This is a genomic window from Micromonospora rubida, from assembly GCF_009908295.1.
Taxonomy (GTDB): domain Bacteria; phylum Actinomycetota; class Actinomycetes; order Mycobacteriales; family Micromonosporaceae; genus Micromonospora; species Micromonospora rubida.
The window spans coordinates 94,616-112,355 of the sequence record NZ_JAAALO010000010.1; the positions used below are offsets into that span (position 1 = coordinate 94,616).

Sequence of the window (17,740 nt, forward strand, 5' to 3'; positions counted from 1 at the left end):
GCCCGTACGGTCGTACCGTTGTCCCCGAACCGACCGATCCATCCACATCTCGCCCCCGCCGACCGCCAGCCGGCGTAGGAGGAAACATGCCAGCCGACCGTATCGACGCCGTCGTCAGCCTCGCCAAGCGCCGGGGCTTCGTCTTCCCCTCCAGTGAGATCTACGGGGGCACCCGATCGGCGTGGGACTACGGTCCGCTCGGCGTGGAGCTGAAGGAGAACGTCCGCCGGCAGTGGTGGAAGACCATGGTCCAGCAGCGCGACGACGTCGTCGGCCTGGACTCCGCGGTCATCCTTTCCCGCAAGGTCTGGGAGGCCAGCGGCCACATCGCCGAGTTCGTCGACCCGCTGACGGAGTGCCAGTCCTGCCACAAGCGGTTCCGCGCCGACCACCTGGAGGAGGCGTACGCCGAGAAGCACGGCAAGCCGCTGGCCTCGCTGTCGGAGCTGAACTGCCCGAACTGCGGCAACAAGGGCACCTTCACCGAGCCGAAGATGTTCAACGGCCTGATGAAGACCTACCTCGGCCCGGTGGAGAGCGACGAGGGCATGCACTACCTGCGCCCGGAGACCGCCCAGGGCATCTTCGTCAACTACAAGAACGTGGAGACGGTCGCCCGCAAGAAGCCGCCGTTCGGCATCGCGCAGACCGGCAAGTCGTTCCGTAACGAGATCACCCCGGGCAACTTCATCTTCCGCACCCGCGAGTTCGAGCAGATGGAGATGGAGTTCTTCGTCGAGCCGGGCTCCGACGAGCAGTGGCACGAGTACTGGCTCTCCGAGCGCTGGAACTGGTACCTCGACCTCGGCCTGTCCGAGGAGAACCTGCGCTTCTACGAGCACCCCAAGGAGAAGCTCTCCCACTACTCGAAGCGCACCGTCGACATCGAGTACCGGTTCCGGTTCGGCGGCAGCGAGTTCGCCGAGCTGGAGGGCATCGCCAACCGCACGGACTTCGACCTCTCCACGCACAGCAAGCACTCCGGCGTCGACCTGTCGTACTTCGACCAGGGCAAGGGCGAGCGCTGGATGCCGTACGTCATCGAGCCGGCCGCCGGCCTCACCCGCGCGGTGCTGGCGTTCCTGCTGGAGGCGTACGACGAGGACGAGGCCCCGAACACCAAGGGCGGGGTGGACAAGCGCACCGTCATGCGCTTCGACCCCCGGCTGGCCCCGGTCAAGGTGGCGGTCCTGCCGTTGTCCCGCAACGAGGCGCTGTCCCCGAAGGCCAAGGGCCTCGCCGCCGACCTGCGCAAGCGCTGGGTGGTCGAGTTCGACGACTCGCAGGCCATCGGCCGCCGGTACCGCCGCCAGGACGAGATCGGCACCCCGTTCTGCGTGACGGTCGACTTCGACACCCTCGACGACGACGCGGTGACCGTGCGGAACCGGGACACCATGGCCCAGGAGCGGATCTCCCTGGACCAGGTCGAGCGCTACCTGATCGAACGCCTCCCCGGCTGCTGAGCACCGTCGACGGGGCCTCGGCCGGCGCGGGAACGTGCCGGTTGGGGCCCCGTACACTTGTCCGGTGACCGCCCCGATCCTGCCCGCGCAGCGTCCGTTGACCCTCGGGCGGCACGAGGTGTGGCCGCCGGTGGTGCTCGCGCCGATGGCCGGGATCACCAACGTCGGGTTCCGCCGGCTCTGCCGGGAGCAGGGCGGCGGCATCTACGTCTGCGAGATGATTACCACGGTCGCGCTGGTCGAGCGGAACCCGAAGACCCTGCGCATGATCGCCTTCGGCGACGACGAGCAGCCACGCAGCCTCCAGCTCTACGGCACCGATCCGGAGATCACCGCCGCCGCCGTGCGGATCGTGGTGGAGAAGAACCTCGCCGACCACATCGACCTGAACTTCGGCTGCCCGGTCCCCAAGGTCACCCGCAGGGGCGGCGGGTCGGCCCTGCCCTGGCGACGCCGGCTCTTCGCCCGGCTGGTGAAGGCCGCGGTGGACGCCGCCGCACCCGCCGGGGTGCCGGTCACCGTGAAGATGCGCAAGGGCATCGACGACGACCACCTGACGTACGTCGAGGCCGGGCTCGCCGCCCAGGACGCCGGAGTCGTGGCGGTCGCCCTGCACGGTCGTACGGCCGCCCAGCGCTACTCGGGCACCGCCGACTGGGACGCGATCGCCACCCTCAAGCAGGCCCTCGACGTGCCGGTGCTCGGCAACGGCGACATCTGGGAAGCCGACGACGCGCTGCGGATGGTCGCCCACACCGGCGTCGACGGGGTGGTGGTCGGGCGGGGCTGCCTGGGCCGGCCGTGGCTCTTCGCCGACCTGGAGGCCGCGTTCGACGGGCGGCCGGAGCGGCGGCTGCCCACCCTCGGCGAGGTGGCGGCGACCATGCGGCGGCACGCCGAGTTGCTGGTCGACCAGTTCGTGGCGGGGGCGCGGAACCCGGCCCGGGGCGAGCGGGACGGCTGCACCGACTTCCGCAAGCACGTCGCCTGGTACCTCAAGGGCTTTCCCGTCGGCAGCGAGCTGCGCCGGTCCCTCGCCATGATCGACAGCCTGGCTCAGCTCGACGACCTGCTGGGCAAGCTCGACCCGGCCGAGCCGTTCCCGGTGGCGACGCTCGGCCAGCCACGCGGCCGGACGAACTCCCCGGGCAAGGTCTACCTCCCCGAGGGCTGGCTGGCTAGCCGGGACGACGACACCGTGCCCGAGGGCGCGGAACTGGCCGACTCCGGCGGCTGACCCACGACGAAAGGGCCGGTCCCCGGGTGGGGGCCGGCCCTTGTCGTTGTGGTTGTCAGGAGGTGGCGTAGCCGCGGGTGGCGATCCAGTCGGCGAGGTTGTCGACACTGATCTCATAGCTGGCCTGGTCGGGGTTGGCCGAGTCGGCGATCTTGACGATGCCGCCGTTGTCGCGGTAGCCGACGACGCTGATGTAGTGGCCGCCCTCGAACGAGTGGACGCCGCCGTCGGTGTCGGTGGTGGTGCCGGCGATGTTGGCGACGACTGCCCGGCCGTTGTCGACGGTGCGGACGACGTCGGCGCGCAGCTTGTCGGTCTGGCCGTTGTCGGCCTTGCCGGTCTTGATCTCGACGCTGCGGTACGCGTCGGCCTTACCGGTCTCCTTGTTCAGGACAGGGGTGATGTCGTTGATCGAATCAGTCCCGTCCTCGGTGGTACCCATCTCCTTGGCCATGGCGTCGACGCTGATGGCCTTACCCTGCACCGACAGGGCGTTACGGGCGGCGGCGGGGCCGCAGTAGTAGAAGTTCGGCTGGGCCTCGTACCGGACATCGAGCTGCCGCTCGCCGGCAGCCTTACGCTCGGCCTGCACCGACGTGGTGGTGGGGGCCTTCTCGGCCGGGGCCGCCTGGGCGGCGATGGCGGGGGCGGCGATGCCACCGGCGGTGGCGGTGAGGATGCCGGCGGTGAGGGCGGTCCTGCGGATCAGATCGGTACGCATGGTGGCGTGCTCCTCTGGTCGGGGGACACGCGGCAGTATTCGCCAGGGCAGCGAGGTGTGCCGCGAGGGGGGTCAGGTTCGGGGGGACGGGCCCGGCGGTCGGGGGACCTGCTCGGGTGTCCGGGGGGTGTAACGGTCCCGGCCGGCCCCGCATTCCGCGGGGGTCTCGGTTCCGGGGGCTGCCTCGGGCCGGTCTCGCCCGGGTGAACCATGTACAACGCCCCCGACCCCCCACCGATTCCCCCGCCGGGGTAACCGAGCCCACCCCAAACCACCCCAAACCCCTCAGACCGCCCCCCACTCCTCCCCCTGGCCGCGTTGATCAAGAGGTTTGCGTCTGCGGGGCGGCGGATCCTGACGTAAACCTCTTGATCAACGCGGCCAGAGCGGGCGGGGCAGGGTGGGGCGGGATGGGTGGCACGATGGCGGCTCCCCGGTGTGTATTTGCGTGTGATATGGCAAAGGTGAGGTTCGACAGAACCAGCGCGTCAAGAATGCGAGAGGAACGGAGAATTGCGTGATAGTGCGCGTGGAAGCGTTCCCAAAAACCGGTACGGACACGGACAGTCGGGATGACTGTGCCAATTGTCACCGACCGGGCCCAGGTCACGCGATGTTCGCTTAGCCTTCGCCCACCGATCGCCGACGACCTCGGATTACCAGAGGCCGGCCCCGGGGTATGGAGGAACTGAACCTTCGTTAAGTGTCAGTCCCGGCGCGCGTGGGAGGCTCTGGTGGCAGCGCAAGAGATGGTCGATCGCAAGTACGTCTACGACTTCTCCGAGGGCAACAAGGAGCTCAAGGAGCTTCTCGGCGGCAAGGGGGCCAACCTCGCCGAGATGACGAACATCGGCCTGCCCGTACCCCCCGGCTTCACGATCAGCACCGAGGCGTGCAAGGCGTACCTTGCGACCGGCCGGGAGCCGGACGGGCTCGCCGGCCAGATCGAGGCGCACCTGGAGTCGCTGGAGCGCGGGATGGGCCGGCGGCTCGGCGACCCCGACGACCCGCTGCTGGTCTCCGTCCGCTCCGGCGCCAAGTTCTCCATGCCGGGCATGATGGAGACCGTCCTCAACGTCGGCCTCAACGACCACAGTGTCGTCGGGCTCAGCGCGCAGGCGGGCGGCGGGGCGGGCCAGGCCACCTCCGGCGGCGCGAACCGGTTCGCCTGGGACTCCTACCGCCGGCTGATCCAGATGTTCGGCAAGACCGTGTGCGAGGTGCCGGGCGAGGAGTTCGAGCAGGCCCTCGACGACGTCAAGCGCGCCAGGGGCACGCAGAACGACCTCGACCTGGACGCGGACGACCTGCGTGGGCTTGTCGACGCGTACAAGAAGATCTTCGCCAAGCACACCGGACGGGAGTTCCCGCAGGAGCCGCGCGAGCAGCTTGACCTGGCCATCCGCGCGGTCTTCGAGTCGTGGAACGCCGAGCGCGCGGTGCTCTACCGCCGCCAGGAGCGCATCCCGGCCGACCTCGGCACCGCGGTCAACGTGGTGGCCATGGTCTTCGGCAACCTCGGCCCGGACTCGGGCACCGGTGTCGCGTTCACCCGCGACCCGGCCAGCGGCGCGCAGGGCATCTACGGCGACTACCTGGCCAACGCCCAGGGCGAGGACGTGGTCGCCGGCATCCGCAACACCGTGCCGTTGCAGGAGCTGGAACGGCTGGACAAGAAGTCCTACGACGAGCTGCTCGGCATCATGGCCCGGCTTGAGGAGCACTACCGGGACCTGTGCGACATCGAGTTCACCATCGAGCGCGGCAAGCTGTGGATGCTCCAGACCCGGGTCGGCAAGCGCACCGCCGCGGCGGCGTTCGTCATCGCCGGGCAGCTCGTCGACGAGGGGCTGATCGACCTGGACGAGGCGCTGCACCGGGTCAACGGCGCGCAGCTCGCCCAGCTCATGTTCCCCCGGTTCCAGCTCGACCACGAGTTCGAGCCGGTGGCCAAGGGCATCGGGGCGTCGCCGGGCGCGGCGTCCGGCAAGGTGGTCTTCACCTCCGCCCGGGCGGTCGAGCTGGCCGGCGCGGGGGAGGCGGTGATCCTGGTCCGCCGGGAGACCAACCCCGACGACCTGAACGGCATGATCGCCGCCCGGGGCATCCTCACCTCGCGGGGCGGCAAGACCAGCCACGCCGCCGTGGTGGCCCGGGGGATGGGCAAGACCTGCGTCTCCGGCGCCGACGAGATCGACGTCAACGTGCCGGCGAAGAAGTTCACCGTCGGCGGGCGCACCGTCACCGAGGGCGATGTCGTCTCCATCGACGGCACCACCGGCAAGGTGTACCTCGGCGAGGTGCCGGTCATGCCGTCCGAGGTGGTGCAGTACTTCGAGGGCAGCGTCGACCCGGAACACATCGACAACGCGCTGGTCCGGGCCGTACACCGGATCATGACGCACGCCGACGGGCGGCGGCGGCTGGCGGTGCGGACGAACGCCGACACCGCCGCGGACGCCGCCCGGGCCCGGCGCTTCGGCGCGCAGGGCATCGGGCTGTGCCGCACCGAGCACATGTTCCTCGGCGACCGGCGGGAGCTGGTCGAGCGGCTGATCCTGGCCCGCGCCGACACCGAGCGGCAGGACGCGCTGGCCGCGCTGCTGCCGTTGCAGCGCGACGACTTCGTGGAGATCTTCCGCGAGATGGACGGGCTGCCGGTCACCGTCCGGCTGATCGACCCGCCGCTGCACGAGTTCCTCCCCCCGCTGGAGCAGCTCGCCGTGGACGTCGCCGTCGCCCAGGAACGCGGCGAGGACGTCGCCAAGGAGGAGGCGCTGCTCGCCGCCGTCCGGCGGATGCACGAGGAGAACCCCATGCTGGGGCTGCGCGGGGTCCGGCTGGGCCTGGTCATCCCCGGCCTGTTCGCCATGCAGGTCCGGGCGATCACGGAGGCCGCGGTCCAGGTCACCCGCGAGGGCCGGACGGCCTGCCCGGAGATCATGGTCCCGCTGGTCGGCGCGGTCCAGGAGCTGGAGACGGTACGCGCCGAGGCCGAGAAGATCATCGCCGAGGTGGTCGGGGACAGCGGGGTCGAGGTGCTGATCGGCACGATGATCGAGGTGCCCCGGGCGGCGCTGACCGCCGGCCAGATCGCCGAGGCGGCGCAGTTCTTCTCCTTCGGCACCAACGACCTGACCCAGATGGGCTGGGGCTTCTCCCGGGACGACGTCGAGGGCGCGTTCTTCTGGCGCTACCTGGAGCTGGGCATCTTCGGCATCTCGCCGTTCGAGTCGATCGACCGCGACGGCGTGGGCCGGCTGGTGCGGATCGCCGCCGAGGAGGGCCGGGCCGCCCGGCCGGAGCTGAAGCTCGGCGTCTGCGGCGAGCACGGCGGCGACCCGGAGTCGGTCCACTTCTTCCACGAGGTGGGGCTGGACTACGTCTCCTGCTCGCCGTTCCGCGTCCCGGTGGCCCGGCTGGAGGCGGGTCGTGCCGTGGTGGAGAGCGACGGCTCCGACAGCCGTTGACGGCCGGCGTCGCCGACCCTCGCAGCCGATCGGCTACGAGGGTCGGCGTTGACTGATCGGCGCCGGTCCCGGTGGGTGAGCCGCACGCACCCCCACCGGGACCGGCGGGCTCAGATCGGTGGGCGCCGCCAGCCGGTCACGCGGGACGCGTTGGGGGCCCGGCCGGGCAGCGTCGCCATCGGGGTCCGCATGGCCAGCGGCGCGTGCGGGTCCGGCACCGGGACCGGGCCCGGGGCGACCGCCGTGCGCTGCCGGTCGAAGACGGAACCCGTCCGGTCGGCCACCTCACGGGCCTCCGCGTGCAGTGTCTCCAGGTCGGCGCCGGCTGCGGTGATCAGGGTGAGCAGGGCGTGCCGGCCGGCCGGGTAGGTCACCACGCAACCCCGGGCGGTGCGCACCATCGTTTCCTGGAACTCGCCGTGCCGCACCGTGTCGGCGACCCGGTTGCCGAGGCCGAAGCTGGCCGCGGCCAGGGCGGCCAGGTGGGTGGCGTCGGTCGTCGGCAGGTCGCTGGAGATGAGCAGGCCGTCGGTGCCGGCGAGCACCGTGCCGGCGACCTCCGGCCGGCGTCGGCGCAGCCCCCACAACTCCGTTCCCAGCACCGCGTCAGCGTCCACGAGCGTCACTTCCCGTCGTGCATTCAGATGTGCGGATCTTCGGTAACGTTCTGCTCCGGAAACGCTACCCGCCGCCATGGCCGCCCGCGACCCCCGTGACGGTCGGCGATCGGTCGACAACTCTCGACTGATCGGCTGTTGCAAAACCCTCACCTTGCCCGCTGAGCCGAGCGGGCCGCTCCGGCGTAACCTGGGCCCGCGAGTGTGTCGTATCGCCGGTGGAGGGTGGACCGCATGGCCAGCGTCTGGGAAAGTCTGACCGTCGACGCGCGGGATCCGGCCCGGCTCGCCCGCTGGTGGGCCGAGGTCCTGGGCTACCAGGTAATCAACGACCAGCCCGCCGAGGTGGAGATCCGGCAGTCCGCCGACCAACTCCCCGGCATCGTCTTCCTGCCGGTCCCCGACGACCGGCAGGTCAAGAACCGGCTGCACCTCGACCTGCGCCCGGCCGACCAGGAGGCCGAGGTCGAGCGGCTGGTCGACATGGGCGCCCGGCACGTCGACGTCGGCCAGGGCGACGTCGGCTGGACGGTGCTGGCCGACCCGGAGGGCAACGAGTTCTGCGTGCTGCGGCAGCGCGGGTAGCGGGGCGGCGTGAGCGATCTGCCCGGGGGCGGTACCGGCGGCGAGCCGGCCGACGCCGCGCGCTGGGTCGCCGAGCCGCCGAAGGACGCCGGCCACGGCCGTTCGCCGTACGAGCGGGACCGGGCCCGGGTGCTGCACTCGGCGGCGTTCCGCCGGCTCGCCGCGAAGACCCAGGTGCACGTCGCCGGCACCGACGACTTCCTGCGTACCCGGCTGACCCACTCGCTGGAGGTGGCGCAGATCGCCCGGGAGATGGGTGCCCGGCTGGGCTGCGATCCCGACGTGGTGGACACCGCCGGGCTGGCCCACGACCTCGGGCACCCGCCTTTCGGGCACAACGGCGAGGCCGAGCTGGACCGGCTCGCCGCGGCCTGCGGTGGCTTCGAGGGCAACGCCCAGACGCTGCGGGTGCTCACCCGGCTGGAGGCCAAGGTGCTCGGCCCCGACGGCCGCTCCGTCGGGCTCAACCTGACCCGGGCGTCGCTCGACGCCTCCGGCAAGTACCCCTGGCCGCGCCGGCCGGGCGAGCGCAAGTTCGGGGTGTACGCCGACGACCGGCCGGTCTTCGACTGGCTGCGCGCCGGCGCCCCGGCCGGCGGGCGGCGCTGCCTGGAGGCGCAGGTGATGGACTGGGCCGACGACGTGGCGTACTCGGTGCACGACGTCGAGGACGGCATCCACGGCGGACATGTCGCCCTGCGCCCGCTGCTGGCCGACCCCGACGAGCGGGCCGCGCTCTGCGCCGACGTGGCCGCCGAGTACTCGGGGGAGTCCCCGGCCGACCTGGGTGAGGTGCTGGTCGAACTGCTCGCCGACCCGGTGCTCGCCCCGCTCCTCGGGTACGACGGCAGCCACCGCGCCCAGGCCGCGCTGAAGGCCACCACCAGCGTGCTGACGGGCCGCTTCGTCTCGACCGTGCTGGCCGCCACCGGGGAGCGCTGCGGCCCCGGCCCGCTGCGTCGGTACGCCGCCGACCTGGTGGTGCCGCGCCCGGTCCGGGCGCAGTGCGCGCTGCTCAAGGGCATCGCGCTGCGCTACGTGATGCGCCGCCCGGGTTCCCGGAGCCGGTACGAGCGGCAGCGGCAGATCCTCGCGGAGCTGGTCGCGGCCCTGACCCACCGGGCGCCGGAGGCGCTCGACGAGGTCTTCGCCCCGCTGTGGCGGGCTGCCCCGGACGACGCCGTGCGGCTGCGCGTGGTGATCGACCAGGTTGCCTCGCTCACCGACCCGGCCGCGCTGGCCTGGCACGAGCGGCTGCTCGCCGACTGAGCCACCGGGCCGGCCGGACGGCGACGGGCCGCCCGGGGTGGCCGACGGGCCGATCGGCCGACGGGCCGCCGGGCCCGAGCGGTCAGTAGGAAGCCGGGGGGTACTTAGGCTAGCCTAAGAAGCATGACGGAGCGTCCGAAGATGGTCACCACCGCCCGGGTCCTGCGGACCGAGCGGCCCACCCCGCACCTGGTCCGGCTGGTGCTCGGCGGCGAGGAGCTGACCGGCCTGCCGGTGGGCGAGTACACCGACCACTACGTGAAGCTGGTGTTCCCGCCGCCCGGGGTGACCTACCCGGAGCCGGTCGACCTCGCCGCCATCCGCCGGGACCTGCCGGCGGAACAGTGGCCCCGGCTGCGGGCCTACACCCTGCGGGCCTGGGATCCGCTGGCCGGCGAGCTGACCATCGACATCGTGCACCACGGCGAGGCCGGGGTGGGTGGGCCGTGGGCGGCCCGGCTGCTCCCCGGCGACCCGGTGATGTTCGTCGGCCCCGGCGGGGCGTACGCGCCGAGCCCGGCCGCCGACTGGCACCTGCTGGTGGGCGACGAGAGCGCCCTGCCGGCGATCGCCTCCGCCCTGGAGCGGCTGCCGCTCGACGCCCCCGCGAAGGTCTTCGTCGAGGTCGCCGACGCCGCCGACGAGCAGCCGCTGCCCAGCCCGGGCGCGGTGGAGCTGACCTGGCTGCACCGGGGCGACCGGCCGGTCGGTGCGGCGCTGGTGGCGGCCGTGGCGGCGCTGGACTTCCCGCCCGGCGACGTGCACGCCTTCGTGCACGGCGAGGCGACCTTCGTCCGCGAGCTGCGCCGGCTGCTGCGCGTCGAGCGCGCCGTGCCGCGCGAGCGGCTGTCGATCTCCGGCTACTGGCGGCGCGGCATGGACGACGAGGGCTGGCGCTCCAGCAAGGCGGACTGGAACCGTCAGGTCGAGGCGGAGGAGACCATCGTCGCCTGACCGACCCCGCTCCCGCTGATCAATCGGGCCCCGGCCGGGCTTGTTTCATTCGCCGTCATGACATAGACACACGAACATGAGAAACCGCTACCGGGGGGCCGGGCTGCTGGCCCTCGCCGCCCTTGCCGCCCTCGCCGTGGCACCCACTCCCGCCGCCGCCGGCCCTTCCCCGGCCGCCGACCCGTCGGCCGGAGTGGCTCGCGACCTCGCCGGCGAGGCGGCGCCGCTGGCCGCGTTCGACGCGTACACCGTGTTCAACGTGCCGGCCGACGACGGCACCCGGGACCGCAGCATCGAGGACGAGATCGTCCGGCTGGCCGACGGCGCGCCGGCCGGGGGGTACATCCGGGGTGCGATGTTCAGCTGGACCTCGCCGGTGGTCGCCGAGGCGCTGAAGCGGGCGGCGGCCCGGGGCGTGGTGGTCCGGCTGGCGGTCGACCGGGAGGGCGACGGCAACGTCAACCTCGACCCGGCCAACGCGGCCGTGGTGACCCTGCGCGGGGCCGGCCTGGACGACCTGGTCTTCTGCGGCACCTCGTCGGCGTCGGTGGCCGGGTCGAGCGCGTGCGTCGCCAACCACGCCAACTCGATCAACCACAACAAGTTCTTCACCTTCTCCACGTCCGGGACGATGAAGCGGGTGGTCCTGGTCTCCTCGCAGAACCTGACGTTCTCGCAGAACAACCTGTTCAACAACGCCGTGGTCGTGCACGGCGACTACGACCTGTACGACCACTTCACCCGCTACTTCAACGAGCTGCGCGCCGAGCGGAAGAACAACAACTTCTTCTCCGCCGCCGACGGGTACTACAAGTCGCCCACCACAGCGGTGACCGTCTACCACTCGCCGCGGGCCGCCGGCGACACGGTCGACAACGTGCTGAGCTACGTCACCACGTACGAGAGCGGGTGCGCGATCGACGTGGCCCAGGCGATGTTCACCGACGCCCGCCCCGCGGTCGCCACCGAGTTGCTGCGCATCGCCCGGCTCGGCTGCAAGGTCCGGGTGGTCTACGGCGAGATGGGCGACCAGGTGTACGGCATCCTGCGCGGCTCGGCGAACGTGTCGCTGAAGAAGTACTGGGACGCCGAGACGGGCAACGTCGACGGCCGGACGGTCACCGTGCACTCGAAGTACCTGGTGGTGAAGGGCAACTACAACGGCGCGTCGGGGCGGAACATCGTCTTCACCGGCTCGCACAACCTGACCGGCCCGTCGCTCGTGAACCACGACGAGACGTTCCTCAAGATCGAACACCCGACGGTCTCGGCCGGCTACCAAGCCAACTTCACCACCCTCTGGGGCCGGGCGAAGTGCGTCAATCCCGCCAACGGGAGCTGCGTCTACTGACCGGGCGACTCCTCCGGCGCCACCCGGAGCGGGCGTCGTCGTCGGCGCAGGGCAGGATGTGGGGCCGAGGGGGTGTGGTGGATGGCTGGGCGGATCCGGGACGAGGACATCGCGCTGGTCCGGGAACGCACCTCGATCGCGGAGGTCATCTCGGACACGGTGACTCTCAAGTCGGCCGGCGGCGGCAACCTCAAGGGGCTCTGCCCGTTCCACGACGAGAAGAGCCCCTCGTTCAACGTCTCGCCCGCCCGCAACGTCTGGTACTGCTTCGGCTGCGGGGCCGGCGGCGACGCGATCAAGTTCCTGATGGACGCCGACCACCTCAGCTTCGTCGAGTCCGTCGAGCGGCTCGCCGCCCGCGCCGGCCTCCAGCTCCGCTACGTCGAGAACGACCAGGCCACCCCGCGCGCCCGCCCGCAGCAGGGTCAGCGGCAGCGCCTGGTGGCCGCGCACGCCGCCGCCGTCGACTTCTACCGGTCCCAGCTCACCACGGCCGGTGCCCGCCCGGCCCGGGAGTTCCTGGCGCAGCGCGGCTTCGACCGGGCCGCCGCCGAGCGGTACGGCTGCGGCTTCGCCCCGGACGCCTGGGATCTGCTCACCAAGCACCTGCGCCAGCAGGGCTTCAGCCACGACGAGCTGGTCACCGCCGGGCTGTCCCGTCCGTCACGCTCCGGCACGCTGATCGACCGGTTCCGTCGCCGGCTGATGTGGCCGATCCGGGAGATCACCGGCGACGTGATCGGCTTCGGGGCCCGCAAGCTGTTCGACGACGACGACGGCCCGAAGTACCTGAACACCCCCGAGACGCCGATCTACAAGAAGTCGCACGTGCTCTACGGCATCGACCAGGCCAAGCGGGAGATCGCCAAGCAGGGCAAGGTGGTGGTCGTCGAGGGCTACACCGACGTGATGGCCTGCCACCTCGCGGGCGTGCCGACGGCCGTGGCGACCTGCGGCACCGCGTTCGGTTCCGACCACATCGGGGTGCTGCGCCGGCTGCTGCTGGACACCGACGACGTGGCCGGCGAAATCATCTTCACCTTCGACGGGGACGCCGCCGGGCAGAAGGCCGCGCTGCGCGCCTTCGAGGACGACCAGCGCTTCGTCGGGCGTACCTTCATCGCGGTCAGCCCCGACAACATGGACCCCTGCGACCTGCGCCTGGCCAAGGGCGACCTGGCGGTCCGCGACCTGGTCGCCCGCCGCGAGCCGCTGGTCGACTTCGCGCTCCGGCACCTGATCAACCGGTACGACCTGGACACCGTCGACGGCCGGGTCGAGGCGATGCGCCGGGCCGCCCCCCTGGTGGCGAAGCTCAAGGACCGGGAGAAGCGCCCCGAGTACGTGCGCAAGCTCGCCGGTGACCTCGGCATGGAGATCGAGCCGGTGCAGCGGGCCGTGCTCGCCGCCGCCTCGGGCCAGCCCGCCGGGCAGGCGGCGCCCGCAGCGGCCCGTGGGGCCCGGGGCGCGCCCGCCGTGGACAGCCCGCTGTCGCTGGTCGAGCGGGAGGCGCTGAAGCTCGCCGTCCAGGAGCCGGTGCTGGCCGGCCCGATGTTCGACGCGGTCGAGGCGTCGGAGTACCGCCACCCGTTGCACGTGGCCGTGCGGGAGGCGGTCGCGGCGGCCGGCGGTGTCGCCGGCGCCACCGGCGGGGCCGTCTGGGTCGAGGCCGTCCGCGACGCGTGCGCCGACCTTGCCGCCCAGGCCCTGGTCGGCGAGCTGGCCGTCGAGCCGCTGCGGATCGACGGCGAGCCCGACCCGAGGTACGTCTCGGTGACCATGGCGCGGTTGCAGTGGGGCTCGGTGACCGGCCGGATCAGGGACCTCAAGTCCAAGATCCAGCGGATCAACCCGGTCAGCGACAAGGACGAGTACTTCGCGCTGTTCGGGGAGCTGCTCTCGCTGGAGCAGCACGCACGGGCGCTGCGCGAGCAGGCCGCAGGAGGGCTCTGATGGGACTGTTCAACCGCAGGCCGAAGCTGCCCCCGGCGGCCCGCCCGCCGCTCGCCGACGACGAGCGGGTGCTCGCCTGGGCCGCGGTCGGCGACGGCGAGGGCGCGGGCGTGGTGGTCGCCAGCAACCTCGGGCTCTGGCTCCCGGGGCGGGCCCACCGGCTGGGCTGGCACGACATCCTCAAGGCCGGCTGGTCGGGCCGGGAGCTGACCGTCACCCCCGCCGAACAGGTTGCCGAGCGGGCCGGCTACCTGGTGGTGGCCGACTGCCCGGCCGGGACGTACCTGCTGCTCGACCCGGGGGAACTGCCGCACCAGGTGCGCGCGCGGGTGACCAACTCGGTCGCGTACACCCAGCAGCACCCGGTGCCCGGCGGTGCCGGCCGGATCGCCGCCCGCCGGGTGCCCGGCGTGGACGGCCTGACCTGGACGGTCCGCTACGAACCCGGCACCCCGGCCGAAGACGAGCCGGTGGTCGCCGAGACCGACCGCCTGGTCGCCTCCGCCCGCGCCGCCACCACCCCCACCAACCTCTAGCCCGCCCCGCCCCCCGCACGCCGTTTCATGATCGTCTGTCGTTCAGGGAGAACTGGCACGGCGTGTCGTCTCAGTTTTCAGCAGACGATCATGGCGCCGCGCCGGCCGCGCTGCGGGTTGGCGGGGTGGAGCCAGGGGGCTTCTTCCTACGGCTCGCCGGATGCGGCCCAATTGACTGCCCCCTACCGAAAGCGAGTCCCCTCGTGCTCACTGTCCCCCGGCGCCAGGCCGGGCTCACCGCCCTCTACCTCGGCGTCTTCGCGACGATCTGGTTCAGCGTGCCGGCAGCCGGCCAGCCACTGCGAACGCTGCTGATTGTCGCGAGCGTCGTCGCCCTGGGCACGGCGGTGGTCGGCGCCGTGGTCGTCGCGCGCAGCCGCTCCGGGGCGGGTGCCGTCGGGGACCGGGCGTCGGACCGCCGGTACCTGCTCATCGTGGTGGCCGAGTTCGCCGCAGCGGGGCTCGGCGCGGCGCTGCTGGCGGTGCTCGGGCGCTCGGCGTACGCCCCGGTGCTGGTCTGCGCCGTCGTCGGTGCCCACTTCTTCCCGCTCACCCCGCTGCTGCGCGACCCCCGGCTGCGGCTGCTCGGCGTCGCGATGTGCCTGGTGGCGCTCGCCGGCCTGGTCACCGGGCTCGCCTCGGCCGTGGTGCCGGGCCTGGTCGTGGGTGTCGGCGCCGGGCTGCTGCTCTGGGCGTACGCGGTGTGGGCGCTGGCCACCGCGCCCCGGGCGGCCGGCTGACGCCTGGGCCGGGCTGGTGGTGGCGGCCCGCCGGATGGAACGTGTGCTCCACCGTCAGCGGTTAGTGGCCTCCTTCGCTGGGCATGTCCGAGTGGACACCGCGACCATGAGGAGGGGCGATGGCCTCCGACGAGACTTCCGTCCGCGCCGGACGCGACCGGGACGGGGCCCGCAACGCGGGCGCGGCCCGGCCGGGCACCGACAGCCGGACCGACGCCGATGGTCCGGGGACCGGCCGTAACCGGGACCGGCAGGACGCCGACCGGGACCGGCAGGATGCCGACCGGGACCGGCAGGATGCCGACCGCGATCGGCGTGGCTCGGTCCGAGACCGGCCGGTCGGTCCGGACGAGGGGCCGGACAGCCCGATGGAGCTGTCGGGCACCGGCTGGCTGGCGACGCTGAAGCGCACCGTCCGGGAGTTCCAGGACGACAGCCTGACCGACTGGGCGGCGGCGCTGACCTACTACGGGGTGCTGTCGATCTTCCCCGGCGTGCTGGTGCTCATCTCGATCCTCGGCCTGCTCGGACCGAGCGCCACCGAGGGGGTCAGGGACACCGTCAACCAGGCGGTGCCGGAGGGCAACATCCAGCAGATCATCTCGGCCGCGATCGACCAGGCGTCCAACGCCGGCGGGCTGGCCAGCGTCGCCGCCGTCATCGGTCTGCTCGCCGCGTTCTGGTCCGCCTCCGGGTACGTCGCCGCGTTCATGCGCGCCTCCAACAGCATCTACGACGTTCCGGAGGGGCGGCCGATCTGGAAGACCCTGCCGATCCGGGTCGGGGTGACCGCCGTGATCGGCGTCCTGCTGCTGGCCAGCGCGGTGATCGTGGTCTTCACCGGCCGGTTCGCCGAGGAGGCGGGCAGCGCCATCGGGATCGGCTCCACCGCCGTGACGGTGTGGAACATCGCCAAGTGGCCGGTGCTGCTGGTGCTGGTCAGCCTGATGTTCGCGATCCTCTACTGGGCGTCGCCGAACGCCCGGCACGGCGGGTTCCGCTGGATCAGCCCCGGCGGGGTGCTGGCCGTGCTGATCTGGGTGCTGGTCTCCGGGCTGTTCGCCCTGTACGTCGGCAACTTCGGCTCGTACAACGAGACGTACGGGGCGCTGGCCGGTGTGATCATCTTCCTGGTCTGGCTGTGGCTGAGCAACATCGCGATCCTGCTGGGCGCGGAGTTCGACGCCGAGTTGGAGCGCAGCCGGGCGATCGCCGCCGGGCACCCGGCCGAGGTCGAGCCGTACGTCGAGCTGCGCGACGACCGCAAGTTGAAGAAGAAGCGCAACTCCGCCGCCGGCCGCTGACCTCCTTCCACCAGGGCCGCCGCCCGCCGCTTCGGAGCCCGCCGCCCCGTCTCGCCCCGCGAGGCGGGGCGGCTGCGTGACCCGTCGACTTCCTGGATCAACCGCCCGCTTTTGTTCGAACGAACAAAAGTTGGAGTCAAGCTGGCCGAAGCTCTGGACAGGCGGCACGGAAGCCTCCTACTGTGTCGGACACAACACATCGACGTACTTGTTGATGTGGATGATGCCGAGGTGGAGGTGAGTGCCGATGCGGACGGTGGAGCCCCTGCACCTGCGACTGTTGCGGCTGCTCCGCGACGAGGGTGCGGTGTCCCGGGCGGAGCTCGGGGACCGGCTACAGATGCCGCGCCCCAGGTTGCTCGCCGAGCTGGAGCGGCTGGTCGGCCTCGGCTACGTCGCCGAGGCCGGTCTCGCGGCCTCCCGGGGCGGGCGTCGGTCCACGCTGGTGAAGTTGAACCCCCAGCTGCGCTTCGCGGCGGTCGACCTCGGGGCCAGCTCGATCGACCTTGAGGTGGTCAACGGCCGGCTGGAGACGATCGCCGCGTACGTGGAGCCGGCCGACATCCGCAACGGCCCCAAGGTGATCCTGCAACGGGTCAACGAGCTGCTGCACAAGGCGCGGGTCGACGGGGCCTTCGACCGGTTGCACGCGGTCGGCGTCGGGGTGCCGGGGCCGGTGAGCTTCCGCGACGGGGTGCCGGTCTCGCCGCCGATCATGCCCGGCTGGGATCGGTTCCCGGTCCGTGAGCTGCTGACCCGCGAGCACGGCTGCCCGGCGGTGGTCGACAACGACGTCAACATCATGGCGATCGGCGAGCGGCACGGCGGGGTGGCCCACTCGGTGGACGACTTCCTGTTCATCAAGATCGGCACCGGCATAGGGTGCGGGATCCACCTCGGCGGCGACGTCTACCGGGGCACCGACGGCTGCGCCGGCGACATCGGGCACATCCAGGTCGACCCGCACGGGCCGATGTGCTCCTGCGGCAACGCCGGCTGCCTGGAGGCGCTGTTCAGCGGGGCCGCGCTGGCCCGGGAGGCGAACGTCGCCGCCCGCAGCGGGGCGTCCCCGGCCCTGGCCGACCGGCTCGCCAACCGGGGCGTGGTCACCGCCCGGGACGTCGCCGAGGGCGCCGTCGAGGGGGACGTGACCTGCATCCAGCTCATCCGCGAGGGCGGCCGACGGGTCGGCGGCGTGCTGGCCGGCCTGGTCAGCTTCACCAACCCGTCGATGATCGTGATCGGCGGAGGGCTGGCCCAGCTCGGCCACATCCTGCTCGCCGAGATCCGCAGCGTGGTGTACCGCCGCTCGCTGCCGCTGGCCACCGGCAACCTGCCGGTCGTCCTGTCCGAGCTGGGCCCGCGCGCCGGGGTGGCCGGAGCGGCCGTGCTCGCCAGCGACGTGGCCTTCGGGGAGGCGTCATGACCGAGCCAGCCGACGCCGCCACCGGCCCGCTGGCCGAGGCACCCGCCGACGCCGCCGACCCGGCGCACACCGCCACCGGCCCGCTGGTCGAGGCGCCCGCCGACGCCGTTC

14 protein-coding genes are annotated in these 17,740 nt (G+C 72.2%); 12 read left to right on the plus strand and 2 right to left on the minus strand.

What is annotated here, in order from left to right; translation table 11 throughout:
- The first annotated feature begins 86 nt into the window (after positions 1 to 86).
- Together GVV04_RS27445 and dusB are read left to right on the plus strand one after the other, a co-directional pair.
- Entirely contained in the window at positions 87 to 1,466 is a 1,380-nt protein-coding gene (locus GVV04_RS27445; RefSeq protein WP_161691882.1) for a glycine--tRNA ligase, read from the plus strand.
- Between the two features lie 64 nt (positions 1,467 to 1,530).
- Positions 1,531 to 2,703, plus strand: coding sequence for a tRNA dihydrouridine synthase DusB (gene dusB / locus GVV04_RS27450; RefSeq protein ID WP_161691883.1), 1,173 nt, complete (start codon positions 1,531 to 1,533; stop codon positions 2,701 to 2,703).
- Between the two features lie 55 nt (positions 2,704 to 2,758).
- Here the strand turns inward: dusB and GVV04_RS27455 are convergent, their stop codons facing one another.
- Positions 2,759 to 3,424, minus strand: a complete 666-nt coding sequence (locus GVV04_RS27455; protein WP_161691884.1) for a C39 family peptidase — start codon at positions 3,422 to 3,424, stop codon at positions 2,759 to 2,761.
- 734 nt (positions 3,425 to 4,158) lie between these two features.
- On the opposite strand from GVV04_RS27455, the gene ppdK reads away from it, so the two are divergent.
- Entirely contained in the window at positions 4,159 to 6,894 is a 2,736-nt protein-coding gene (gene ppdK, locus GVV04_RS27460; protein WP_161691885.1) for a pyruvate, phosphate dikinase, read from the plus strand.
- Positions 6,895 to 7,004: 110 nt separating this feature from the next.
- On the opposite strand, the gene GVV04_RS27465 is transcribed toward ppdK, so the two are convergent.
- The gene (locus GVV04_RS27465; protein WP_328822598.1) at positions 7,005 to 7,511 is read right to left on the minus strand and encodes a roadblock/LC7 domain-containing protein; all 507 of its coding nucleotides are present in this window, start codon (positions 7,509 to 7,511) and stop codon (positions 7,005 to 7,007) included.
- A 234-nt stretch (positions 7,512 to 7,745) separates the two neighbouring features.
- On the opposite strand from GVV04_RS27465, the gene GVV04_RS27470 reads away from it, so the two are divergent.
- The 9 genes from GVV04_RS27470 (at position 7,746) to GVV04_RS27510 (ending at position 17,629) form a co-directional block, all read left to right on the plus strand.
- Entirely contained in the window at positions 7,746 to 8,096 is a 351-nt protein-coding gene (locus GVV04_RS27470) for a VOC family protein (RefSeq protein WP_161691887.1), read from the plus strand.
- 18 nt (positions 8,097 to 8,114) lie between these two features.
- On the plus strand, positions 8,115 to 9,365 hold the full coding sequence (locus GVV04_RS27475) for a deoxyguanosinetriphosphate triphosphohydrolase (protein ID WP_161692015.1): 1,251 nt from the start codon (positions 8,115 to 8,117) through the stop codon (positions 9,363 to 9,365).
- Between the two features lie 123 nt (positions 9,366 to 9,488).
- Positions 9,489 to 10,319: a siderophore-interacting protein gene (locus GVV04_RS27480; RefSeq protein ID WP_161691888.1), complete on the plus strand. Its 831-nt coding sequence runs from the start codon at positions 9,489 to 9,491 to the stop codon at positions 10,317 to 10,319.
- A gap of 76 nt (positions 10,320 to 10,395) precedes the next feature.
- The gene (locus GVV04_RS27485) at positions 10,396 to 11,670 is read left to right on the plus strand and encodes a phospholipase D-like domain-containing protein (protein WP_161691889.1); all 1,275 of its coding nucleotides are present in this window, start codon (positions 10,396 to 10,398) and stop codon (positions 11,668 to 11,670) included.
- Between the two features lie 81 nt (positions 11,671 to 11,751).
- Positions 11,752 to 13,623 carry a DNA primase gene (gene dnaG / locus GVV04_RS27490; protein WP_161691890.1) on the plus strand — a complete coding sequence of 624 codons (1,872 nt, stop codon included), beginning with the start codon at positions 11,752 to 11,754 and terminating at the stop codon, positions 13,621 to 13,623.
- A complete protein-coding gene (locus GVV04_RS27495; protein WP_161691891.1) occupies positions 13,623 to 14,159 on the plus strand; it encodes a hypothetical protein in 537 nt (178 codons plus the stop codon). The genes dnaG and GVV04_RS27495 overlap by 1 nt, the downstream gene beginning before the upstream one ends.
- A 203-nt stretch (positions 14,160 to 14,362) precedes the next feature.
- Positions 14,363 to 14,899: a hypothetical protein gene (locus GVV04_RS27500; RefSeq protein WP_161691892.1), complete on the plus strand. Its 537-nt coding sequence runs from the start codon at positions 14,363 to 14,365 to the stop codon at positions 14,897 to 14,899.
- A 119-nt stretch (positions 14,900 to 15,018) separates the two neighbouring features.
- Entirely contained in the window at positions 15,019 to 16,203 is a 1,185-nt protein-coding gene (locus GVV04_RS27505) for a YihY/virulence factor BrkB family protein (protein ID WP_328822599.1), read from the plus strand.
- Between the two features lie 247 nt (positions 16,204 to 16,450).
- Positions 16,451 to 17,629, plus strand: coding sequence for an ROK family protein (locus tag GVV04_RS27510; RefSeq protein WP_161691893.1), 1,179 nt, complete (start codon positions 16,451 to 16,453; stop codon positions 17,627 to 17,629).
- Positions 17,630 to 17,740: the final 111 nt, after the last annotated feature.